The organism is Thalassobaculum salexigens DSM 19539 (assembly GCF_000423805.1).
GTDB lineage: Bacteria > Pseudomonadota > Alphaproteobacteria > Thalassobaculales > Thalassobaculaceae > Thalassobaculum > Thalassobaculum litoreum.
Genome location: NZ_KE384093.1, coordinates 1312776 through 1330754 on the forward strand (window position 1 = coordinate 1312776; position 17979 = coordinate 1330754).

Below are 17979 nucleotides of genomic sequence, written 5' to 3' on the forward strand. Positions count from 1 at the left end.
CCGTCGCCGTCACCGTCGCCGATGGCAACGAGGCGCCGACGATCGGCAGTCTCGACGGCGACGCGCTGACCTACGACCGGTCCGGCAAGACGAACCGTCTGGACACCGGCAGTGCCGCCACCCTGAGCGACGACTCGAGCGATTTCGACGGCGGCAATCTCACCGTCTCCATCATCGCCGGCGAGGACGCAAGCGACGATGTCCTGACCTTCAACACGACCGATGTGAGCCTGTCGGACACCACGGCCGGCGCGACGGTGACGGTGGGCGGGACCGTGATCGGCACGCTCGACAACGCCATCGCGGCCGGCAACGACCTGGTCGTCAGCTTCAACGGCGATGCCAATCCGGGCTCGGTGCAGACGCTGCTGCGGTCGATCGCCTACCAGAACCTGGATACCGCCGGACCGACGCCGGGCACGCGCACCATTCAGGTAACCGTCAATGACGGCGGCCTGGACGCCACCATCGATCTGACCGCGACCGTCCCCAGCCCCCCTTCGGACGGGAGCGATGCCCCGGCCACCGGGATCGTGGTGACACCGACCACACCGACGACCACCGTCGGCGGCTCGACCAGCACGTCGGCGCAGGTCATCTCCAACAAGGGCAGTGCCGCGGGCAGCGCGCCCGTCGTCCAGAACACCAACAACAACGGCAATGTCGTGACCGCGACGCTGCCGACGGCGACCTCGATCACCTCGGAGGGACCCTCGCTCGCGCAGTCCGGTGAAGAGGCGCTCACCACGCTCATCAATGCCGTCGACGTCCGCGATTCATCGGCCGAGGGCGAGCTGATCAGCGGCGCCCGGACCTTCCTGACCAACCTCGCATCGACGACGACGCTGGACGTGCGCACCATCGTGCCGAGCACGACGTCGGCGACGCTGAGCGGGCCGATCGTCATAACCGGGACCAGTTCGGCCAACGGATCGACCCAGTCCGAGGCGTTCGTCATCGACCTGCGGTCCCTGCCCACGGGCAGCACTCTCCAGCTCGACAACATAGAGTTCGCCTCGATCATGGGTTCGGCTACCGTCACCGGCGGCGACGGCGACAACTTCGTCACCGGCGACGACAACAGCCAGTTCATCTCGCTGGGCGTCGGCGACGACACGCTGTATGGCGGCGGCGGCGGCGATATCATCGGCTCCGGCGCGGGCAAGGATTTCCTGTACGGCGACCAGGGCGCCGACACGGTCTTCGGCGGGCTGGAGGAAGACGCGGTCCATGGCGGCGCCGATCCGGACGTGGTGTACGGCAATCAGCAGAACGACGTGGTCTACGGCAATCAGGGAATGGACACCCTGTACGGCGGCCAGGACGCCGACACCCTGTACGGCGGCCAGGACCGGGATCTGGTCTACGGAAACGACGGCCAGGACGTGCTGTACGGAAACCGGGAGCAGGACGCCCTCTATGGAGGAGACGGTGACGACGTGCTCTACGGTGGCGAGGGGGCCGACAGCCTCTCGGGCGGGGCCGGCAACGACACGCTCTACGGCGAGCTCTCCAGCCCGAATGGCGGCGACGGCACGCAGATCGACGTGCTGCAGGGCGGTGCCGGCGACGACCTGTTCTATGGCGGGGAGGGCGTCGACTGGATCTACACGGGTGTGGGCGCGGACCGGGTGGTGATCGAGACCTCGAACGGCTTCGACGTGATCGTCGATTTCGACGTCGCGGCCGGGGACAGGCTGCTGATCGACTCCACGGCCAACGGACTGACCCTCACCACCGCCGAGAGCGTCCTGGCACGCGCGAGCGACAATCCGGACGGCGACACGGAGATCGACCTCGGCGGACAGTATGTCCGGTTGATCGGCGTGCGTACCGCGGAGCTGACCGCGGAATTCTTCGAACTCTACTAGATCAGATCCAGCGGCGACGGGCGCACTCAGGGATCGCGTTAGCGTGCGCGACCTATTGTCCGACGGATTGCCGGTCGGATACCGTCGAAGGCGGCGCGGATCGCCGGTCCTCTCCGCGCGGCCCGATTTCATGGGCGGCCAAAATCACAGAAGGAGACCCCGGTCGTGGCGAAGACAGACGTGTCGGAGATCCCGACCATCGATATCGCTCCTTTCCTCGCCGGCGATCCGTCCGGCAAGGCGGCGGTCGCGCGGGCGGTGGCCGAGGCGTGCGAGCGCGTCGGGTTCCTGGTGATCTCCGGCCACGGCCTGCCGCAGGAGACCCTGCAGCGGGCGATCCGGCTGGGCATGGATTTCTTCGACCTGCCCCAGGACGACAAGGACCGGTTCCACCCGACCGGCGCTGCGCGTCAGCGGGGCTATCACCGGGTGGCGACGCGCAACCTGGCCTCCACTCTCGGGGCCAAGACGCCGCCGGACCTGCGGGAGTCGATCTTCCTCGGACCGGTGGACGATCATCGCGCCCATTACGCCGCCCTGGCCGATGCCGAGACCGCCTATGCCGGCAATACGGTTCCGGACGTGCCCGAGGGATTCGACGGGGCGCTCATCGATCTCTACCGGGCGTTCGAGCGGCTGTCGCGAGACATGATGCGGATCACCGCCCGGGCGCTGGACCAGGACGAGGCGGCGTTCGTCGCGCTGCTGGAGCGGCATTTCTCGATCTTCGGCATGCACCATTACCCGATGCTCGGCACGCCGCCGGAGCCGGGGCAGCTGCGGGCCGGCGCGCATACCGATTTCGGCGCGATGACCATCCTCGCCATGACCGAGGGCCGCGGCGGGCTGGAGGCGCGGCTGCCCGACGGGCGCTGGGTGCCGGTGCAGCCGAAGCCCGGCGAGTTGGTGGTCAATCTGGGCGACATGATGCAGCGCTGGACCAACGACCAGTGGGTCTCGACCCTGCACCGGGTGGTGGTGCCGGACACCGGCGACGTCCAGAGCCGGCGCATGTCGATCGGCTATTTCGTGCACCCCAATTTCGACGCCGAGATCCGCTGCGTGCCTAGCTGCCTGGCACCGGGGGAGGCGCCGCGCTATCCGACAATCACCGCCGGCGAGCATATCCGCCGCAAGATCGACGCCAGCCACAAGGCGGCGTGAGCGATCTCAATCGGCCGGGATCGGCGTGTCGGACAGGTCGGCGTCCACCGCAAGGTCATAGGGGATGTCGTGGGCGATCAGCCCGCCGGTGAGCAGGGCCGCCTTCAGCCGCACGAAGGCGGTCGGCGGGAAATGCGGGGTCTTCGCCCACAGCCCGACCCCGCGCAGGGTGCCGATGATCCGTGCCAGCGCTTCCTCAGACAGGTCGGGGAAATAGGGCCGCACGGTCGCCGCCATCTCGGCCGGGTCGGCGCTGTGCAGGTAACGCAGGCTGCGGCCGATGCCGCGGATCAGGGCGCGGCAGGTCTCGCGCTCCCGCTCGGCGAAGGCGCGGGTGGTGTAGAAACTGGTGAAGCCGACATCGCCGCGGGTGGCGAAGCGGTGCCAGACATGGCCGCCGTGCTCGGTCACCGCCCGGTCGGCATAGGGCTCGAACACCTGGATCACGTCGACCTCGCCGCGGGCGAGCGCCTCGACGTTCTCGCCCATGCTGCGGTCCGGCGCGCGGGTCCAGTCCGCCGGCGCCACCCCGGCCCGGTCCAGGTCGTCCTGCAGGGTCATCCACGGCGTCGGCACTTCCACGGCCACGCCCAGGCGCCTACCGGTCAGGTCGGCGAAGCGGAAGTCCGGATTCGGCTCGCGGCCGACCAGCACGAAGGGGTCGCGGGCGACGACCTGGCCGAAGCAGACCAGCGGGCAGTCCTCGCCGCGCCTGCGGGCCGCATCGTGATGCATCATCACCCGCATCGGTCCGCCCCAGGAGACATCGGTCGCCCCGTCCAGCAGGCCCTGGGCTGTGTAGTCCGTCGAGGGCGACAGGGTGACGGTGACGTCCACGCCCTCGCGCGCCCATTCTTCCCGCTCGATCGCGAGGTAGAAGGGGACGTAGCCGAGGGTGCGCAGGTTCTCGAAGAGGGTGATTTTGGGTCTGGTCATGGGCCGAGCATAGCAGCCGGACGCGCGCCCGCCAGCCGCCCAATCGGTCTGGATTCCCGGTGACGACGGGCGATCGGGAAGCCGGCCGGAGCGCCCGGTGTCCCGCGCGGGGTGCCGCCGCCGAATCTGGTTCTTGTGGACGCGAAATCCTGCTCTAGTGGATGTCCAACGGTCACGCAGTCGGCCACAGAGCCGATGCGGACCATCAATTGGAGGCTTCTCTCATGTCCAAGTTTTCGCCCGCCTGGGCGCTCGGCATGCTTGCGGCGGTCACGCTGACCGCGCCGGCGTCCTTCGCCGATACGCCCAAAGACACGCTGGTCATCGCCGCGACCATCGACGACATCGTGTCGCTCGATCCCGCCGAGGCGTTCGAGTTCTCCGGTGGCGACCTGCTCCGGAACACCTACGACCATCTGGTCGAGTTCAACCCGCTCGATCTCGCCGCCGGCTATCAGCCGGGGCTCGCGGAGTCCTGGACGGTCAGCGAGGACGGCAAGACCTTCACCTTCAAGATCCGCGACGGCATCAAGTTCCAGTCCGGCAACCCGGTGACCGCGGAGGACGCCGAGTTCTCCCTGCGCCGCGCGGTGCTGCTGGAGAAGACCCCGTCCTTCATCCTGACCCAGTTCGGCTTCACCAAGGACAACATCGAGGACACGATCAAGGCGACCGACGCCTCGACCCTGGTGATCACCACCGACAAGGTCTACGCCCAGTCCTTCGTGCTGAACTGCCTGACCGCCACCATCGGCTCGATCGTCGACAAGAAGGTCGCGATGGAACACGAGAAGGACGGCGATTTCGGCTATGAGTGGCTGAAGACCAACACCGCCGGTTCCGGCGCCTATGCGCTGAAGTCCTGGAAGGCCAACGAGTCCTACGTGCTCGACGTCAATCCGGACTACTGGCGCGCCACGCCGGCGATGAAGCGGGTGTTCGTGCGCCACATCGCCGAGTCCGCCAGCCAGCGCCTGCTGCTGGAGAAGGGCGACATCGACGTCGCGCGCAACCTGACGCCGGAAGACATCGCCGCCGTGGCCGCCAATGGCGACCTGAAGGTGGACGAGGACCTGCGCGGCCGTATCGTCTACATGTCGCTGAACCAGAAGAAGGCGCCGCTGAACGATCCCAAGGTGATCGAGGCCTTCAAGTGGGCGATCGACTACAAGGGCATGACCGACACCATCGTGCGCGGTCAGTACACCGTGCATCAGGCCTTCCTGCCGCTGACCTATCTCGGCGAACTGAAGGACCAGCCCTATACGCTGGACATCGCCAAGGCGAAATCGCTGCTGGCCGAGGCCGGCCATGCCGACGACGTGGCGGTGAAGATCAACGTCCGCAACGAGCCGTCCTACATGGCGATGGCCCAGGCGATCCAGGGTTCCCTGACCCAGGCGGGCATCAAGGTCGAGCTGACTCCGATGACCGGCAAGCAGTCGCTCGGCGAGTACCGCGAGCGTTCGCATGACGTTTATCTCGGTGCTTGGGGCCCGGACTATCCGGATCCGCACACCAACGCCGATACCTTCGCCCACAACCCGAACAACGCCGACGAGGCGAAGCTGACCGGCAAGCTGGCCTGGCGCAACTCCTGGGACATCCCGGAGATGACCAAGCAGACCGAGGCCGCCGTGCAGGAAGCCGACCGCGACAAGCGGGCCGAGATGTACCGCGCGATCCAGAAGGAGCACCAGATGACGAGCCCGTTCGTCGTCATGTTCCAGAAGATCGAGCAGACCGGCCTGCGCAAGGACGTCGAGAACCTGGTGACGGGTAGCGCGATCTCGGCCGTCTACTACTGGACCGTGACGAAGTAAGCGAACGCAATGAGCCTCGCTGGTTCGCGTCCCGGCGGGAGGGGAGGTTTCCTCTCCTCCCGTCAGGGCCTTCTGAAAGTCGGTCGGGTGCTGGCGACCCTGGCGGTCACCCTGCTCGGCCTGCTGCTCATCACCTTCCTGATCGGCCGGGTGATGCCGATCGACCCCGTCCTCGCCGTTGTGGGCGACCGGGCCTCTAACGAGGTCTACGAGGCCACCCGCAAGGCGATGGGCCTGGACCAGCCGATCATCGTCCAGTTCTTCACCTATATCGGCGAGGTCGTACGCGGCGATTTCGGCACCTCGCTGCTGACCTCGCGCCCGGTGATCGAGGATATCGCCCGGGTGTTCCCGGCGACCCTGGAGCTGGCCACGGTGGCGACCCTGCTGGGCGTTTCGCTCGGCATTCCGGCCGGCGTGATGGCGGCGGTTCATCAGGGCCGCTGGCCGGACCATGTGGTGCGCCTGGTCGGCCTGTTCGGCTATTCGATGCCGATCTTCTGGCTCGGGCTGATGGGGCTGCTGATCTTCTACGGTAAGCTCGACTGGGTGGCCGGGCCGGGGCGTCTGGACATTTTCTTCGAGGACGTGGTGCCGCAGGTGACCGGCGTCATCCTGATCGACAGCCTGCTGGCCGGCGATCTCGAGGTCTTCGCCAACGCCCTGTCGCACATCATCCTGCCGGCCTCCGTGCTCGGCTACTATTCGCTCGCCTATATCAGCCGCATGACCCGCAGCTTCATGCTGGAGCAGCTCGCCCAGGAATACATCACCACGGCCCGGGTGAAGGGCGTGTCGGAGGCCCGGGTGATCTGGGGGCACGCGCTCGGAAACGTCATGGTGCCGCTGATCACGGTGATCGCGCTCAGCTACGCCAGCCTGCTGGAGGGATCGGTGCTGACGGAGATCGTCTTCGCCTGGCCCGGGATCGGCTTCTACATCACCAACGCCCTGCTCTCCGCCGATATGAACGCCGTTCTCGGCGGCACGGTGGTCGTGGGCATCGTCTTCGTGGGATTGAACCTGCTGTCCGACATTCTGTACCGGGTCTTCGACCCGCGCGCCCGGTGAGGGCAGAGCCATGACCGCCTCCTCCGCCAACGCCCCCGGCCTGCGCGCCTGGCTGACCAGCGAGACGCCGTCCAGCCCGCTGCAGGCCCGCTGCATCCAGGTCTATCTCGGCTGGCTCGGGCTGGCCCGCAATCCGCTGGCCATGCTCGGCCTGGCGATCGTCGTCTGCCTGATCCTGGCGGCGATCTTCGCGCCGCTGCTGGCGCCGTACGATCCGATTGCCCAGGACCTGCAGCGCCGCCTGCTGCCGCCGGGAACCCCGGGCAACCTGCTGGGTACCGACGAGCTCGGCCGCGACATCCTCAGCCGGCTGCTCTACGGCGCCCGGATCACCCTCTACGTCGTCGCCCTGGTCGTCGTCACGGCGCCGGTGTTCGGCCTGCTGGTCGGCACGGTCGCCGGCTATGCCGGCGGCTGGGTCGACACCGTGCTGATGCGCTTCACCGACATCTTCCTGGCGTTTCCGCGCCTGGTGCTGGCGCTGGCCTTCGTCGCGGCCCTCGGCCCCGGCATCGGCAATGCGGTTCTGGCCATCGCGCTGACCTCCTGGCCGCCCTATGCCCGCATCGCCCGGGCGGAGACGCTGACGATCCGCAATTCCGACTTCATCTCCGCTATTCGCCTCCAAGGCGCGTCGCCGCTGCGCATCGTCACCGGCCATGTGGTGCCGCTGTGCCTGTCCAGCGTGATCGTGCGCGTCACCCTCGACATGGCCGGCATCATCCTGACCGCCGCCGGTCTCGGCTTCCTCGGCCTCGGCGCCCAGCCGCCGCTGCCGGAATGGGGGGCGATGATCTCCACCGGCCGGCTCTACATCCTCGACCAGTGGTGGGTCGCCACCATGCCGGGCCTTGCCATCTTCACTGTCAGCCTGGGCTTCAACCTGCTCGGCGACGGCCTGCGCGACGCGCTCGACCCGAGGTCGAGCCGATGAGCGGCCCTGGGACCGGATCGCTGCTCGAGGTGGAGGGGCTCAGCATCGACTTCCCCACCCGCACCCGTACCGTCCACGCGGTGCGCGACATCAGCTTCTCCGTCGGCCGCGAGAAGGTGGGCATCGTCGGCGAGTCCGGCTCCGGCAAGACCATGACCGGCCGGGCGGTGCTCGGCCTGATCCGGCCGCCGGGGATCGTCACCGCCCGCAGGATGGATTTCGACGGCATCGACCTGACCAAGCTGTCCGAACGCGAGTACCGGCGGATCCGCGGCAACCGTATCGCCATGGTGATGCAGGACCCGAAATTCTCCCTGAACCCGGTGATGACCATCGGCCGGCAGATCGACGAGGCCTACCGGGTCGCCGCCGGGGCCGCCGCCGGCGCCGCCCGCCGCCGCACGATGGAGATGCTGGAAGCGGTGCGCATCCGCGATCCGGAGCGGGTCTACAAGGCCTACCCCCACGAGGTGTCCGGCGGCATGGGCCAGCGCATCATGATCGCCATGATGCTGGTGGCCGAGCCCGACCTGCTGATCGCCGACGAGCCGACCTCGGCCCTCGACGTGACGGTGCAGATGCAGGTGCTGGCGATCGTCGACGACCTGGTCAGCCAACGCGGCATGGGGCTGATGTTCATCTCCCACGATCTCAACCTGGTGGCCTCGTTCTGCGACCGGGTGGTGATCATGTATGCCGGGCAGATCGTCGAGACCTGCCGGGCCTCGGAGCTGCACAAAGCGACCCATCCCTACACGCGCGGCCTGCTGGCCTCGCTGCCGCGGGTGGATCAACCGGTCGAGCGACTGTCGACGCTGGTCCGCGAGGAATCCTGGAAGACGGAGCCCGGTGTCGATGCCCGACTTGTCTGATACCGCCCTGCTGATCAGCCATCTCGACGTCCGCTTCGGCAGGGGCGAGGACGCGGTGCATGCGGTGCGCGACGTCTCGCTGACCGTGCGCCGGGGCGAGAGCTTCGGACTGGTCGGCGAGTCCGGCTCCGGCAAGTCGACGGTGCTGCGCGCCATCGCCGGGCTGGCGACCGACTGGACCGGGCGGATCGCCGTGGACGGCGAGGATCTCGGGCGGAAGCGGTCGAAGGCGTTCTACGAGACCGTCCAGATGGTGTTCCAGGACCCCTACGGCTCGCTGCATCCGCGCCACACGGTCGATCGCACCCTGAGCGAGCCGGCGAAGATCCACGGCATCGGCAATGTCGGCGCGCGGGTCGAGGCGCTGCTGCACGATGTCGGCCTGGGGCCGGAATTCCGTTTCCGCTATCCGCACCAGCTTTCCGGCGGCCAGCGCCAGCGGGTGGCGATCGCCCGGGCCCTGATGCTGGAGCCGCGCATCCTGCTGCTGGACGAGCCGACCTCGGCCCTGGACGTGTCGGTGCAGGCGGAGATCCTGAACCTGCTTCAGCGTCTGAAGCAGGAGCACGGGCTGACCTACATTCTGGTCAGCCACGACCTGGCGGTGATCGCCCATATGTGCGACCGGTTGGCGGTGATGAATGCCGGCCGGGTGGTGGAGGAGATGGACGTCGACCAGCTCCGCCGGTCGCAGCCGCAGCACAACTACACCCGCCAGCTCCTCAACGCGTCCCTGGGCTACGACCGGGACAAGGCGGACTCGCTGCTGACCTTCGACTGAGGGGTATATCCGTCGTCTCCGGCATGCCCGTCCTTCCAGTCCCCCCGTGATGCTGGACTTGATCCAGGATGACGGGGGAAGACGGAGAGGGTGGGGGTGCCGCGGGCGACGGAAATCCGGTGAGGCTCCGTTGTAACGAGACCGACGCCCGGTCCTCGGCGTCGGGTCCGTTTGAACCCGGTGGAATCCGTGACCGACAGCGACACCCTCAAGGCGCCGGCCAAACACCGGCGGCGCTCACGCAGCAGCCGACGCTGGCTCCTCCTTCTGGTGGCGGTCGTCCTGGTCGCCGCCGGAGCGGCCGTGTACGGCCGCGATCTGCTGTTTGAGCCGGCCCCCGCCGCGCCGCGCACGGTGACGGCCGAAAGAGGCTCGCTGGAGCGCACGGTGACCTCGCTGGGCACCATCAAGCCGCGCGACTACGTGGATGTGGGCGCCCAGATCTCCGGACAGATCAGCAAGCTCCACGTCCAGATCGGCGACCAGGTGGAGCAGGGCGACCTGCTGGCTGAACTGGACGCCCGGGTGCAGGAATCCAAGGTGGTGGCGAACCGCGCCAAACTGGCCGATCTGAGCGCGCAACTGCGCCAGCGGCAATCGGAGCTGCAACTCGCCCGCCAGCAGAACAAGCGCAATAAGCGCCTGTTCGCCGCCAAGGCGATCAGCGAGGACGAGATGCAGATCGGCGCCGCGAGCCTTGCCGTGGCCGAGGCCTCCATCGAGTCCCTCAAGGCGCAGATCGACCAGGCCCAGGCAACCCTCGATGCCGACCTGACCAGCCTCGGATATGCCGAGATCCGCGCTCCCATGGCGGGAACGGTGGTGTCCCTCGATGCGGTGGAGGGCCAGACCCTGAACGCCAACCAGACCGCGCCGATCATCCTGCAGATCGCCGATCTCGATACCATGACCGTCTGGGCCGAGGTGGCGGAAGCGGATGTCGTCCTGCTGAAGCCGGGCACGGCGCTGTATTTCACCACCCTCGGAATGCCGGACCGCGAGTGGTATTCGATCGTCCGTCAGGTGCTGCCGACGCCGGAGGTGGTCAATGACGTGGTGCTCTACAACGCGCTGATCGACATCGACAATGCCGACCGGGCCCTGATGTCGGAGATGACGGCGCAGGTGTTCTTCGTACTCGACCGGGCGGAGAACCTGCCGCTGGTGCCGTTGTCGGCGCTCAGCCTGGCTCCCGAAGGCGGGGGATGGACGGTCATCGTGCTGAAGCCAGACGGCACCCAGGAGCGGCGTCCCGTTGAGGTTCGCCTCAGCAACCGGACGATGGCGGCGGTCGCTTCCGGCCTTGAGGGCGGCGAGCAGGTGGTTCTGCCCGCGGCCGGCGCCGCAAAGGCCGGCGGCCGGACCGGCGGGTTCGGGGCGCGGCTGTGACCGGCGCACCCAGCCTTCTCAGCTTCCGCGGCGTCGGCAAGCGCTACCCGTCGGGCGCCGGCGAGGTGGTCGCGCTCGACGGCATCGACCTGGACATCCACGACGGCGAGTTCGTCGCCATCATCGGCCAGTCCGGCTCGGGCAAGTCGACGCTGATGCATATTCTCGGCTGCCTCGACCGGCCGTCGCGCGGGACCTACGCCGTGCGCGGCATCGAGGTGGACGGTCTCGACAACGATGAACTGGCAAGCCTGCGTCGCGACGTCTTCGGCTTCGTGTTCCAGCGCTACAACCTGATCGCCACGCTGACGGCGGCGGAGAATGTGGAGCTCCCGGCGATCTATGCCGGCCGGTCCCAGGACCATCGGGAGGAGCGGGCCGACGACCTTCTCGACCAACTTGGCTTGGGCGACCGCAGCCATCACCGGCCGAGCCAGCTCTCCGGCGGCCAGCAGCAGCGGGTGTCGATCGCCCGCGCCCTGATGAACGATCCCGCCGTGATTCTGGCTGACGAGCCGACCGGCGCCCTGGACAGCCGCTCGGGTGCGGAGGTGCTCGACATGCTGGAGCGCCTGAACGGCGAGGGGCGCACGGTGGTGATGATCACCCACGACCCCGCCGTGGCGGCCCGCGCCCACCGGGTGATCCGACTGCTGGACGGGCGCATCGTCGAGGATACCGGCCGGGTCGATCCCGAACGGGTCGCCGCGGCGGTCGGGCATGATGGTGCCGGCCGGATACCCGCCGGCTCCAGCCTGGCGACGCTGCCCGAGGCGGTGCGGATGTCCCTGCGCTCCCTGCGGGCCAATCTGTTCCGCAGCGCGCTGACCCTGCTGGGCGTGGTGATCGGCGTGGCCGCCGTGGTGACCATGCTGGCGGTGGGCGAGGGCAGCCGGGCCGACGTGCTCGGCCGGATCCAGTCGATGGGCACCAATCTTCTGCTGGTGCGTCCCGGCGCGCCCGGGGTGCGCGGCGACGGCGATACCGCCACCCTGGTCACCGCCGACGCGGAGGCGCTGAGGACCGTGCCCGGCGTGGCCGCGGTCAGTCCGGAGAAGCGCGGCTCCTCCACCATCCGGTTCGGCAATATCGACTACCGCACCTCCGTTCAAGGCGTCTGGCCGGACTACGCCCCGGCCCGCGACTGGGGCCTCGTCAGCGGCGGGTTCATTACCACGGCGGATGTGGACAGCTACGCCCCCGTCGCCGTGCTCGGCCAGACGGTGGTCGACAACCTGTTCCCCAATGGTGGCGAGCCGGTCGGCAGTTACGTCCTGATCGGTAATATCCCGTTCGAGGTGGTCGGCGTCCTGGAGAAGAAGGGGGCGACCCCCTTCGGCTCCGACCAGGACGACACGGTGCTGGTGCCGCTGACCACCGGGACGATGCGGATCTTCGGCCAGCCCCATCTGGGCACGATCACGGTCAAGGTCGCCGATCTCGATACCATCGAAGCCACCGAGCAGGCGGTGCAGGACCTGCTGCTGGCGCGCCACCGCACCGAGGATTTCCGGGTGCGCAACACCGCCTCATTGATCCAGACCGTGGAGCAGACCCAGAACACCCTCACCATTCTGCTCGGCTCGGTGGCGGCGATCTCGCTGCTGGTCGGCGGCATCGGGGTGATGAACATCATGCTGGTCAGTGTGACCGAGCGGACCCGGGAGATCGGCGTGCGCATGGCCACCGGTGCGCGCATGCGCGACATCATGATCCAGTTCAACGTCGAGGCGCTGATCGTCTGCGGCATCGGCGGCCTGGCCGGGGTCGCCCTCGGCATCGGCGCCGGAATGGCCGCGTCGAGCGTCGGCATTTCCGTCGTGTTTTCGACCGGTCCGGCCGTCCTCGCCTTCGTCTGCGCGGTGACCACGGGCCTCGTCTTCGGCTGGTTCCCGGCGCGCAAGGCCGCGCGGCTGGAACCGGCGGTCGCCCTGACCGTGGAGTGAAGCAATGTCTGTGAAACGGATCGCCGCCACGCTCGCCCTCTGCCTTGCCGCCACCGGCTGTGCGATCGCGCCGGACTGGTCGACGCCCACTGCCGCCACGCCCGCGTCCTGGTCCCAGCCGACCCCGGCGGCGGCACCGCCACCGGAAGCCGTGGCGCCGAGCGCCGACTGGTGGCGCCGGTTCGGCAGCGCCGAGTTCGACCGTCTGATGGCCCAGGCCATGGCGGAGAATGTCGATCTCGCCAGCGCCCGCTACCGGATCGAGCAGGCCCGCGCCGCTCTGCGGTCGGTCGCCGCCGACCGGGTGCCGTCCCTGGACGCCTCCGGCACCGTGTCGCGCGATCAGAACCTGGACGGCGGCGGGTCCGACAGCGGATGGAACGGCGGCCTCACCCTGTCCTACGACCCCGACCCGTTCGGCCGCAACGCCGCCCTGGTGGACAGCGCCCGGTACGATCTGGAGGCCGAGCGCTTCGGGCGGGAGGCGACGCGGCTGGTGATGGAGGCCGACCTCGCCGCGCTGTACTTCACCGTTCTGTCCATCCGGCAGCGCACCGACATCGCCCGGGAGAACCTGGCAGCGGCGGAACAGGTGCTGGAGCTGGTGGACGCCCGGGTGCGCGCGGGTGCTGCGACGGAGCTCGACCTCGCCCAGCAGCGCTCGGCGGTGGCCGCGTTCCGGGCACAGCTGGCGGCCCTCGATCGGCAGCATCGGGAGGCGATGAACGGCCTCGCGGTGCTCGTCGGCCGACCGCCCGGCGCCCTCGAGGTTCGGGAAACGGGGCTGCGGTCCCTGGCCCTGCCGCGCGTGGCGACCGGCCAGCCGGCGGACCTGCTGCAGCGCCGGCCGGACCTGCGCCGGGTGGAGGCGACGCTGCGCGCCTCGGATGCCGATGTGGCCGCCGCGCGGGCCGCCTTCTATCCGAGCGCCACGATTTCGGTCGGCACGGCGGTGTCCGGCGCCTTCGACGGGGGCGTCTCCACACTGGCCAGCCTGGCCGGCGGACTGGCGGCGCCGATCTTCGACGGCGGCCGACTGCAGGGCCAGTTCGATGCGGCAGACGCACGGCGGATGGAGTTGCTGGAGAGCTATCGCGGCGCGGTGCTGACCGCCTATCGGGAGACCGAGAACGCCATGGCCGGGGTCGATACCGGCAGCCGCCGGGTCGCCGATCTGGCCGAGGCGGCGGAGCAGGCGGGCTATGCCTACGAGCTGTCGCGCATCCGCTACGAGGCCGGGGCGGCGGATTTCCTGACGGTGCTCGACGCCCAGCGCACCAAGCTTTCGGCCGACGACACGCTGGTGCAGGCCCAGCTCTCCACCTTCCTGTCGGCGGCGGATCTGTTCGTGGCCCTGGGCGGCGGCTGGGAGGCGGTGCCGGCCGGTGCGTCGCTCTCGGCGGCGAACTGACCGCCGGCCCTGCTGCCGTCAGTCGTTCTCGAGCAGGGCGGGGACGAAGACGTCGTAGAACCGCCGGACAATATGGGCCTGGCGGGCGGTGGCGACCGGCGTGAACGCCATCCGGTCGGCGATGGAGAAGCTGGAGTCGAACGCCTTGAACTGCATCAGCCAGTACGTGCTGGTGAAGCTCTCCCGGCCGGCGATGATCGGGTGGCGCAGGATGGCCAGATTGGTCTGGTCGGGCGCCTGTTCCAGGCCCACCAGAGGGCGGAAGAAGGGCGTGATGTAGCCCCGCTCCCGAGCCACCTCCTGCAGGCGCGGGTCGGCGGTGTGGACCATCCGGAACCTGAGCGGGCCGCCGCTGCGGTGGACCGTGGCGAAGGTGAAGTCGTGCGCGGTGAGATAGTCGCAGTACCCCTCGAAGGTCTCGCATTTCGCCGCCACGGCACGGGCCTCGTGCAGGCGGTGGCTCGGGTTGCTGTCGGACATGTTGTGCATCGAACAGGGCAGAACGGCGTCGCAATCGCGTTCGAAGGCGGCGACCCAGTCCTGCGGCAGCGCACGGGCGACCCGAACCAGCAGCCGGTGCGACGGTCGCCAGTCGTCATGCAGGGTGCGGTGGGTCTGGCTGGTCGACACACCGGCGAGCAACGCCAGCTTGTACGGAGCGATCTGGTTCTCCTCGAGCCAGACCCGGGCCATTTCGGTCATCCGGAAAAAATCGAGCTCAACCTGATAAAGGCATCTCGGCGTGCGAAGATGATTCAAGTCATAGTCAAGATAAGGTGAGAGATCGGTTGTACTTTGTTCCATTCCATCAAACCTTCGAGACTTCGACTCTAGTCGAATGAACCTGACAGGCGTGAAAGATCATTCGCAGCCTGCCCGATACACACGCTCCGAGCGCGATGTCACCGTGCCGCGGGGCGTTGAAGAATTTCGCTATCGAAATGGTGGGATATCGCGCAAATTCAAGAGGATAAGGTTGAGACTCATGTTGTAGGCACAGCTATAAATAACAATAATTTCACAAAACAATCGATCATGGCGGGACGCTGGTTCTTCATTTCCTTGTCGATCGAAAATTAGGAATTCTACTGAATCAGGATTAATTGGGCTGCATATCGGGAAACTTAGATATATAAAATCCTCGCAAAATTCACTTTATAAGCTGGACATAACACTGGATATCCACTGGTAATTTTCAATAAATAGAAAAAATCCATAAAACGGATTGTAATATTATTTGGTTAATTGATCTCGCTCCAGATATTGAGCCTGTACTGTTACGATATTTTGTGTGCCTTCAGGGTCGGGTATTGTGAAAATACGGCCTAGTCATTGAAATCAGCGTATTGGATGCCGGATCGATGCGATCGGATACTGCGCCGGGTGGGGCTACCGTCGGGTGCGCCAGCCAGAACCGGCTCGATGCCACCATGGACGCCGCGAGAATCCTCTCCGTCAGCGACGGGATGCCCGAGGTCCGGGAAAGCCTGGTCGACGAGATCATGGTTCCGATCGCCGACCGGTTCCAGGACCGCCCGCTGCGCGACGTTGCACCGACCGCCGCCGATCTCGATCACCTGAAAGGCCACGGCCCCTGGGGCTACGCGTTGGACCTGTATCCGGGCGTATCGGGCGCCAACCTGGACCGCCAGGCGACGGTGGTCGACTTCACGGCGGAGAGCCGGGAAGCGCTGTCGATCCGCATGTCCCTGCTTGACAAGGCGCTGGCGGAATTCGCGCCGGTCGGCAGCCTGCTGGACCTGCAGACCGGTTGCGGCCTGATCCCGATGAAGCTGGCCGCCCGCATCGGCGGCCGGATCGTTGGCATCGATCGGCGGGGAGAGGCGATCCGCCGGGCGACCGTGCTGCGGGCCCTGGCCGGCTGCGCCCGCTTCGGCTTCAAGACCGCCGACCCCTACGCCTATCTGGCGGCGCTGAAGCCGGATACGTTCGACTGCATCTCGGCCCTGGGGCTGTTCCATCGGCTGAGCGATCCGATCCGGTTGCTGCGGCTGATCCATGAGAAGACGGCGCGCCTCGTTCTCATCGACACGGCGATCCATAACCTGCCCGTTCCGGGTTGGATCCCGACGGAGCCGCGCGTGGGAGCACCGGACGCGCCGGAGGCCGGCGGCGAGACCACGGTCGCCCTCGGCCTGCAACCAACCTATCGCGGGATGATCGACAGCCTGTACCGGGTCGGCTTCGAGAGCGTCACCGAAATCGTTCCGGCCCCAAGCCTGTTGGCCGCCGTCGCACAGCAGACGCCGTATCACACCCATCGCCGCGCGCTGTTCGTCGCCCAGAAAGGGATCGGCTGACGGCGAGAACTCTCCGACACCCTATTTCTCGTAATCCGCGGGAACCGGGCGTCGTCCCGGGACGTTGTGTGATCGGGCGCATGGGAACCGACACCGAGCTGCGGAGAGTGCGATGAAGGACAACGACCGGAAAGCACCGGAGACCGACATGCTGGGACGCCCGGTGGGTGACCCTGCGACGTCGTACATCTGCACCCAAACGGTGGACAAGCTCGCCTGGCGCTCGCGGATCACCGCGGAGCAGTCGATGGCGATCCTGCGGGCGGCCGGCATGGCCGGGCGGCCCCATGACGACAACTGAGGCGTCCGAGCCGTTCGACCGGGTCGGGCGGACACGTCCGGCCTCGGGCCTGAACCGGGAGCTGGACAGGCTGGACGGCCTCGCCGACCTGATGGACAGCCGCTTCCGGTTGCCGGGAACGAGTATCCGCTTCGGTCTCGACGCCCTGGTCGGGCTCATCCCCGGTATCGGCGACGGGCTGGTGACCCTGCCGGCGTTCTACATCCTGGCGCGGGCGCATCGGCTCGGGGCGCCGACGAGCCTGCTGGTCCGCATGGCCGCCAATGTGGGTATCGACTTCCTGATCGGCGCGGTCCCGCTGATCGGCGATCTGCTGGATGTCGGCTACCGGGCCAATCGGCGCAACGTCGCGCTGCTGCGCGAGCATTTCGTCAAGACGGGCCAGGTCTGAGAGGACGGGGCGGTACCGCCCCGTCATTTCTCCCCGGCATCGCGCCGCCGGCGCAGCGTGAAGACCCGCCACAGATACCAGGCCACCAGCGCGGCGATCACCAGATTGCCGACCACCGACAGCGAGTCGGTCAGCAGGTGCTGGCGCTCCCCCAGCCAATGGCCGGCCATGGTCAGACCGCTGACCCAGATCAGCGAGCCGATCGTGGTGTAGAGCAGGAAGGGTATCCAGCCCATTCCGGCCACCCCGGCGGGAACCGAGATCAGGGTGCGGACCCCCGGTACCATGCGTCCGAACAGCACCGCCAGATGCCCCCAGCGCCGGAACCATGCCTGCGCGCTGTCCACGTCCTCCGGCTTGATCGTCAGCCAGTGGCCGTGCCGGGCGCAGAAGCGGCGGATCCGGTCGGCGCCGAGCGCCAGGCCCGCGGCGAACCAGAGCGTGGCGCCGGCGACCGATCCGGCTGTGCCATAGACGATCACCGCCACCACCGACAGCTCGCCCCGGGCTGCGGCCAGCCCCGCGACCGGCATCACGACTTCCGACGGGATCGGCGGGAACACGTTCTCCACGAACATCAGGAACCCGATGGCGGGCGCGCCCCATGTCGCAATCCAGTCGTTGATCAGCTCGACCATGTGGGGGTGTCCTCGCGCGCGTCGTTCTTTCCGGTGACAACGGCGGGCTCGGCGCCCGGTTGCCTTGATCGAGCCCGGTATGTGGGGCGGCGGCCGCGAAATCTAACCGGACGCGGCGTCGGCCGGGACG

At 67.8% G+C, this 17979-nt stretch carries 16 protein-coding genes; 13 read left to right on the forward strand and 3 right to left on the reverse strand.

Going from position 1 to position 17979, the window contains the following annotated elements; all coding sequences use genetic code 11:
- Both G578_RS28370 and G578_RS0110520 read left to right on the forward strand, forming a co-directional pair.
- A partial coding sequence (locus tag G578_RS28370; RefSeq protein ID WP_281169163.1) for a calcium-binding protein occupies positions 1-1871 on the forward strand: 1871 nt, incomplete at its 5' end.
- Positions 1872-2036: 165 nt separating this feature from the next.
- Complete coding sequence (locus tag G578_RS0110520) at positions 2037-3035, forward strand: isopenicillin N synthase family dioxygenase (protein WP_051244553.1); 999 nt, start codon at positions 2037-2039, stop codon at positions 3033-3035.
- A gap of 6 nt (positions 3036-3041) precedes the next feature.
- On the opposite strand, the gene G578_RS0110525 is transcribed toward G578_RS0110520, so the two are convergent.
- Positions 3042-3971 carry an ABC transporter substrate-binding protein gene (locus G578_RS0110525; protein ID WP_028794199.1) on the reverse strand — a complete coding sequence of 310 codons (930 nt, stop codon included), beginning with the start codon at positions 3969-3971 and terminating at the stop codon, positions 3042-3044.
- 224 nt (positions 3972-4195) lie between these two features.
- Between G578_RS0110525 and G578_RS0110530 the strand changes: the two genes are divergently transcribed.
- The 8 genes from G578_RS0110530 to G578_RS0110565 all read left to right on the forward strand — a co-directional run bounded on the left by G578_RS0110530 (position 4196) and on the right by G578_RS0110565 (position 14198).
- Positions 4196-5794 carry an ABC transporter substrate-binding protein gene (locus G578_RS0110530; protein ID WP_028794200.1) on the forward strand — a complete coding sequence of 533 codons (1599 nt, stop codon included), beginning with the start codon at positions 4196-4198 and terminating at the stop codon, positions 5792-5794.
- Positions 5795-5803: 9 nt separating this feature from the next.
- Positions 5804-6865 (forward strand): ABC transporter permease, encoded by a 1062-nt coding sequence (locus tag G578_RS0110535; protein ID WP_028794201.1) that lies wholly within the window; start codon positions 5804-5806, stop codon positions 6863-6865.
- A 10-nt stretch (positions 6866-6875) separates the two neighbouring features.
- Entirely contained in the window at positions 6876-7799 is a 924-nt protein-coding gene (locus G578_RS0110540) for an ABC transporter permease (protein WP_028794202.1), read from the forward strand.
- Positions 7796-8671, forward strand: coding sequence for an ABC transporter ATP-binding protein (locus tag G578_RS0110545; RefSeq protein WP_028794203.1), 876 nt, complete (start codon positions 7796-7798; stop codon positions 8669-8671). Before G578_RS0110540 ends, G578_RS0110545 begins: the two co-directional genes overlap by 4 nt.
- Positions 8655-9452, forward strand: a complete 798-nt coding sequence (locus tag G578_RS0110550; RefSeq protein ID WP_028794204.1) for an ABC transporter ATP-binding protein — start codon at positions 8655-8657, stop codon at positions 9450-9452. The genes G578_RS0110545 and G578_RS0110550 overlap by 17 nt, the downstream gene beginning before the upstream one ends.
- A gap of 189 nt (positions 9453-9641) precedes the next feature.
- The gene (locus tag G578_RS0110555) at positions 9642-10841 is read left to right on the forward strand and encodes an efflux RND transporter periplasmic adaptor subunit (protein ID WP_028794205.1); all 1200 of its coding nucleotides are present in this window, start codon (positions 9642-9644) and stop codon (positions 10839-10841) included.
- The gene (locus G578_RS0110560; protein WP_028794206.1) at positions 10838-12787 is read left to right on the forward strand and encodes a MacB family efflux pump subunit; all 1950 of its coding nucleotides are present in this window, start codon (positions 10838-10840) and stop codon (positions 12785-12787) included. Before G578_RS0110555 ends, G578_RS0110560 begins: the two co-directional genes overlap by 4 nt.
- Positions 12788-12791: 4 nt before the next feature.
- Complete coding sequence (locus G578_RS0110565; RefSeq protein ID WP_028794207.1) at positions 12792-14198, forward strand: efflux transporter outer membrane subunit; 1407 nt, start codon at positions 12792-12794, stop codon at positions 14196-14198.
- Between the two features lie 18 nt (positions 14199-14216).
- On the opposite strand, the gene G578_RS0110570 is transcribed toward G578_RS0110565, so the two are convergent.
- Positions 14217-14900, reverse strand: coding sequence for a hypothetical protein (locus tag G578_RS0110570; protein ID WP_139189357.1), 684 nt, complete (start codon positions 14898-14900; stop codon positions 14217-14219).
- Positions 14901-15628: 728 nt separating this feature from the next.
- On the opposite strand from G578_RS0110570, the gene G578_RS0110575 reads away from it, so the two are divergent.
- The 3 genes from G578_RS0110575 to G578_RS0110585 all read left to right on the forward strand — a co-directional run bounded on the left by G578_RS0110575 (position 15629) and on the right by G578_RS0110585 (position 17211).
- Positions 15629-16519: a methyltransferase domain-containing protein gene (locus G578_RS0110575; protein WP_028794209.1), complete on the forward strand. Its 891-nt coding sequence runs from the start codon at positions 15629-15631 to the stop codon at positions 16517-16519.
- A 112-nt stretch (positions 16520-16631) separates the two neighbouring features.
- Positions 16632-16820 carry a hypothetical protein gene (locus G578_RS0110580; RefSeq protein ID WP_028794210.1) on the forward strand — a complete coding sequence of 63 codons (189 nt, stop codon included), beginning with the start codon at positions 16632-16634 and terminating at the stop codon, positions 16818-16820.
- Entirely contained in the window at positions 16807-17211 is a 405-nt protein-coding gene (locus G578_RS0110585; RefSeq protein ID WP_084618813.1) for a DUF4112 domain-containing protein, read from the forward strand. The genes G578_RS0110580 and G578_RS0110585 overlap by 14 nt, the downstream gene beginning before the upstream one ends.
- Before the next feature lie 23 nt (positions 17212-17234).
- On the opposite strand, the gene G578_RS0110590 is transcribed toward G578_RS0110585, so the two are convergent.
- Entirely contained in the window at positions 17235-17849 is a 615-nt protein-coding gene (locus G578_RS0110590; RefSeq protein ID WP_028794212.1) for a DedA family protein, read from the reverse strand.
- Between the last annotated feature and the right edge of the window lie 130 nt (positions 17850-17979).

Coding starts and splice junctions, on each gene's coding strand:
- G578_RS0110525 (WP_028794199.1), bottom strand. CDS start 3,971: ATGACCAGACCCAAAATCACCCTCTTCGAGAACCTGCGCACCCTCGGC.
- G578_RS0110530 (WP_028794200.1), top strand. CDS start 4,196: ATGTCCAAGTTTTCGCCCGCCTGGGCGCTCGGCATGCTTGCGGCGGTC.
- G578_RS0110535 (WP_028794201.1), top strand. CDS start 5,804: ATGAGCCTCGCTGGTTCGCGTCCCGGCGGGAGGGGAGGTTTCCTCTCC.
- G578_RS0110540 (WP_028794202.1), top strand. CDS start 6,876: ATGACCGCCTCCTCCGCCAACGCCCCCGGCCTGCGCGCCTGGCTGACC.
- G578_RS0110545 (WP_028794203.1), top strand. CDS start 7,796: ATGAGCGGCCCTGGGACCGGATCGCTGCTCGAGGTGGAGGGGCTCAGC.
- G578_RS0110550 (WP_028794204.1), top strand. CDS start 8,655: ATGCCCGACTTGTCTGATACCGCCCTGCTGATCAGCCATCTCGACGTC.
- G578_RS0110565 (WP_028794207.1), top strand. CDS start 12,792: ATGTCTGTGAAACGGATCGCCGCCACGCTCGCCCTCTGCCTTGCCGCC.
- G578_RS0110570 (WP_139189357.1), bottom strand. CDS start 14,900: ATGACCGAAATGGCCCGGGTCTGGCTCGAGGAGAACCAGATCGCTCCG.
- G578_RS0110575 (WP_028794209.1), top strand. CDS start 15,629: ATGGACGCCGCGAGAATCCTCTCCGTCAGCGACGGGATGCCCGAGGTC.
- G578_RS0110580 (WP_028794210.1), top strand. CDS start 16,632: ATGAAGGACAACGACCGGAAAGCACCGGAGACCGACATGCTGGGACGC.
- G578_RS0110585 (WP_084618813.1), top strand. CDS start 16,807: ATGACGACAACTGAGGCGTCCGAGCCGTTCGACCGGGTCGGGCGGACA.
- G578_RS0110590 (WP_028794212.1), bottom strand. CDS start 17,849: ATGGTCGAGCTGATCAACGACTGGATTGCGACATGGGGCGCGCCCGCC.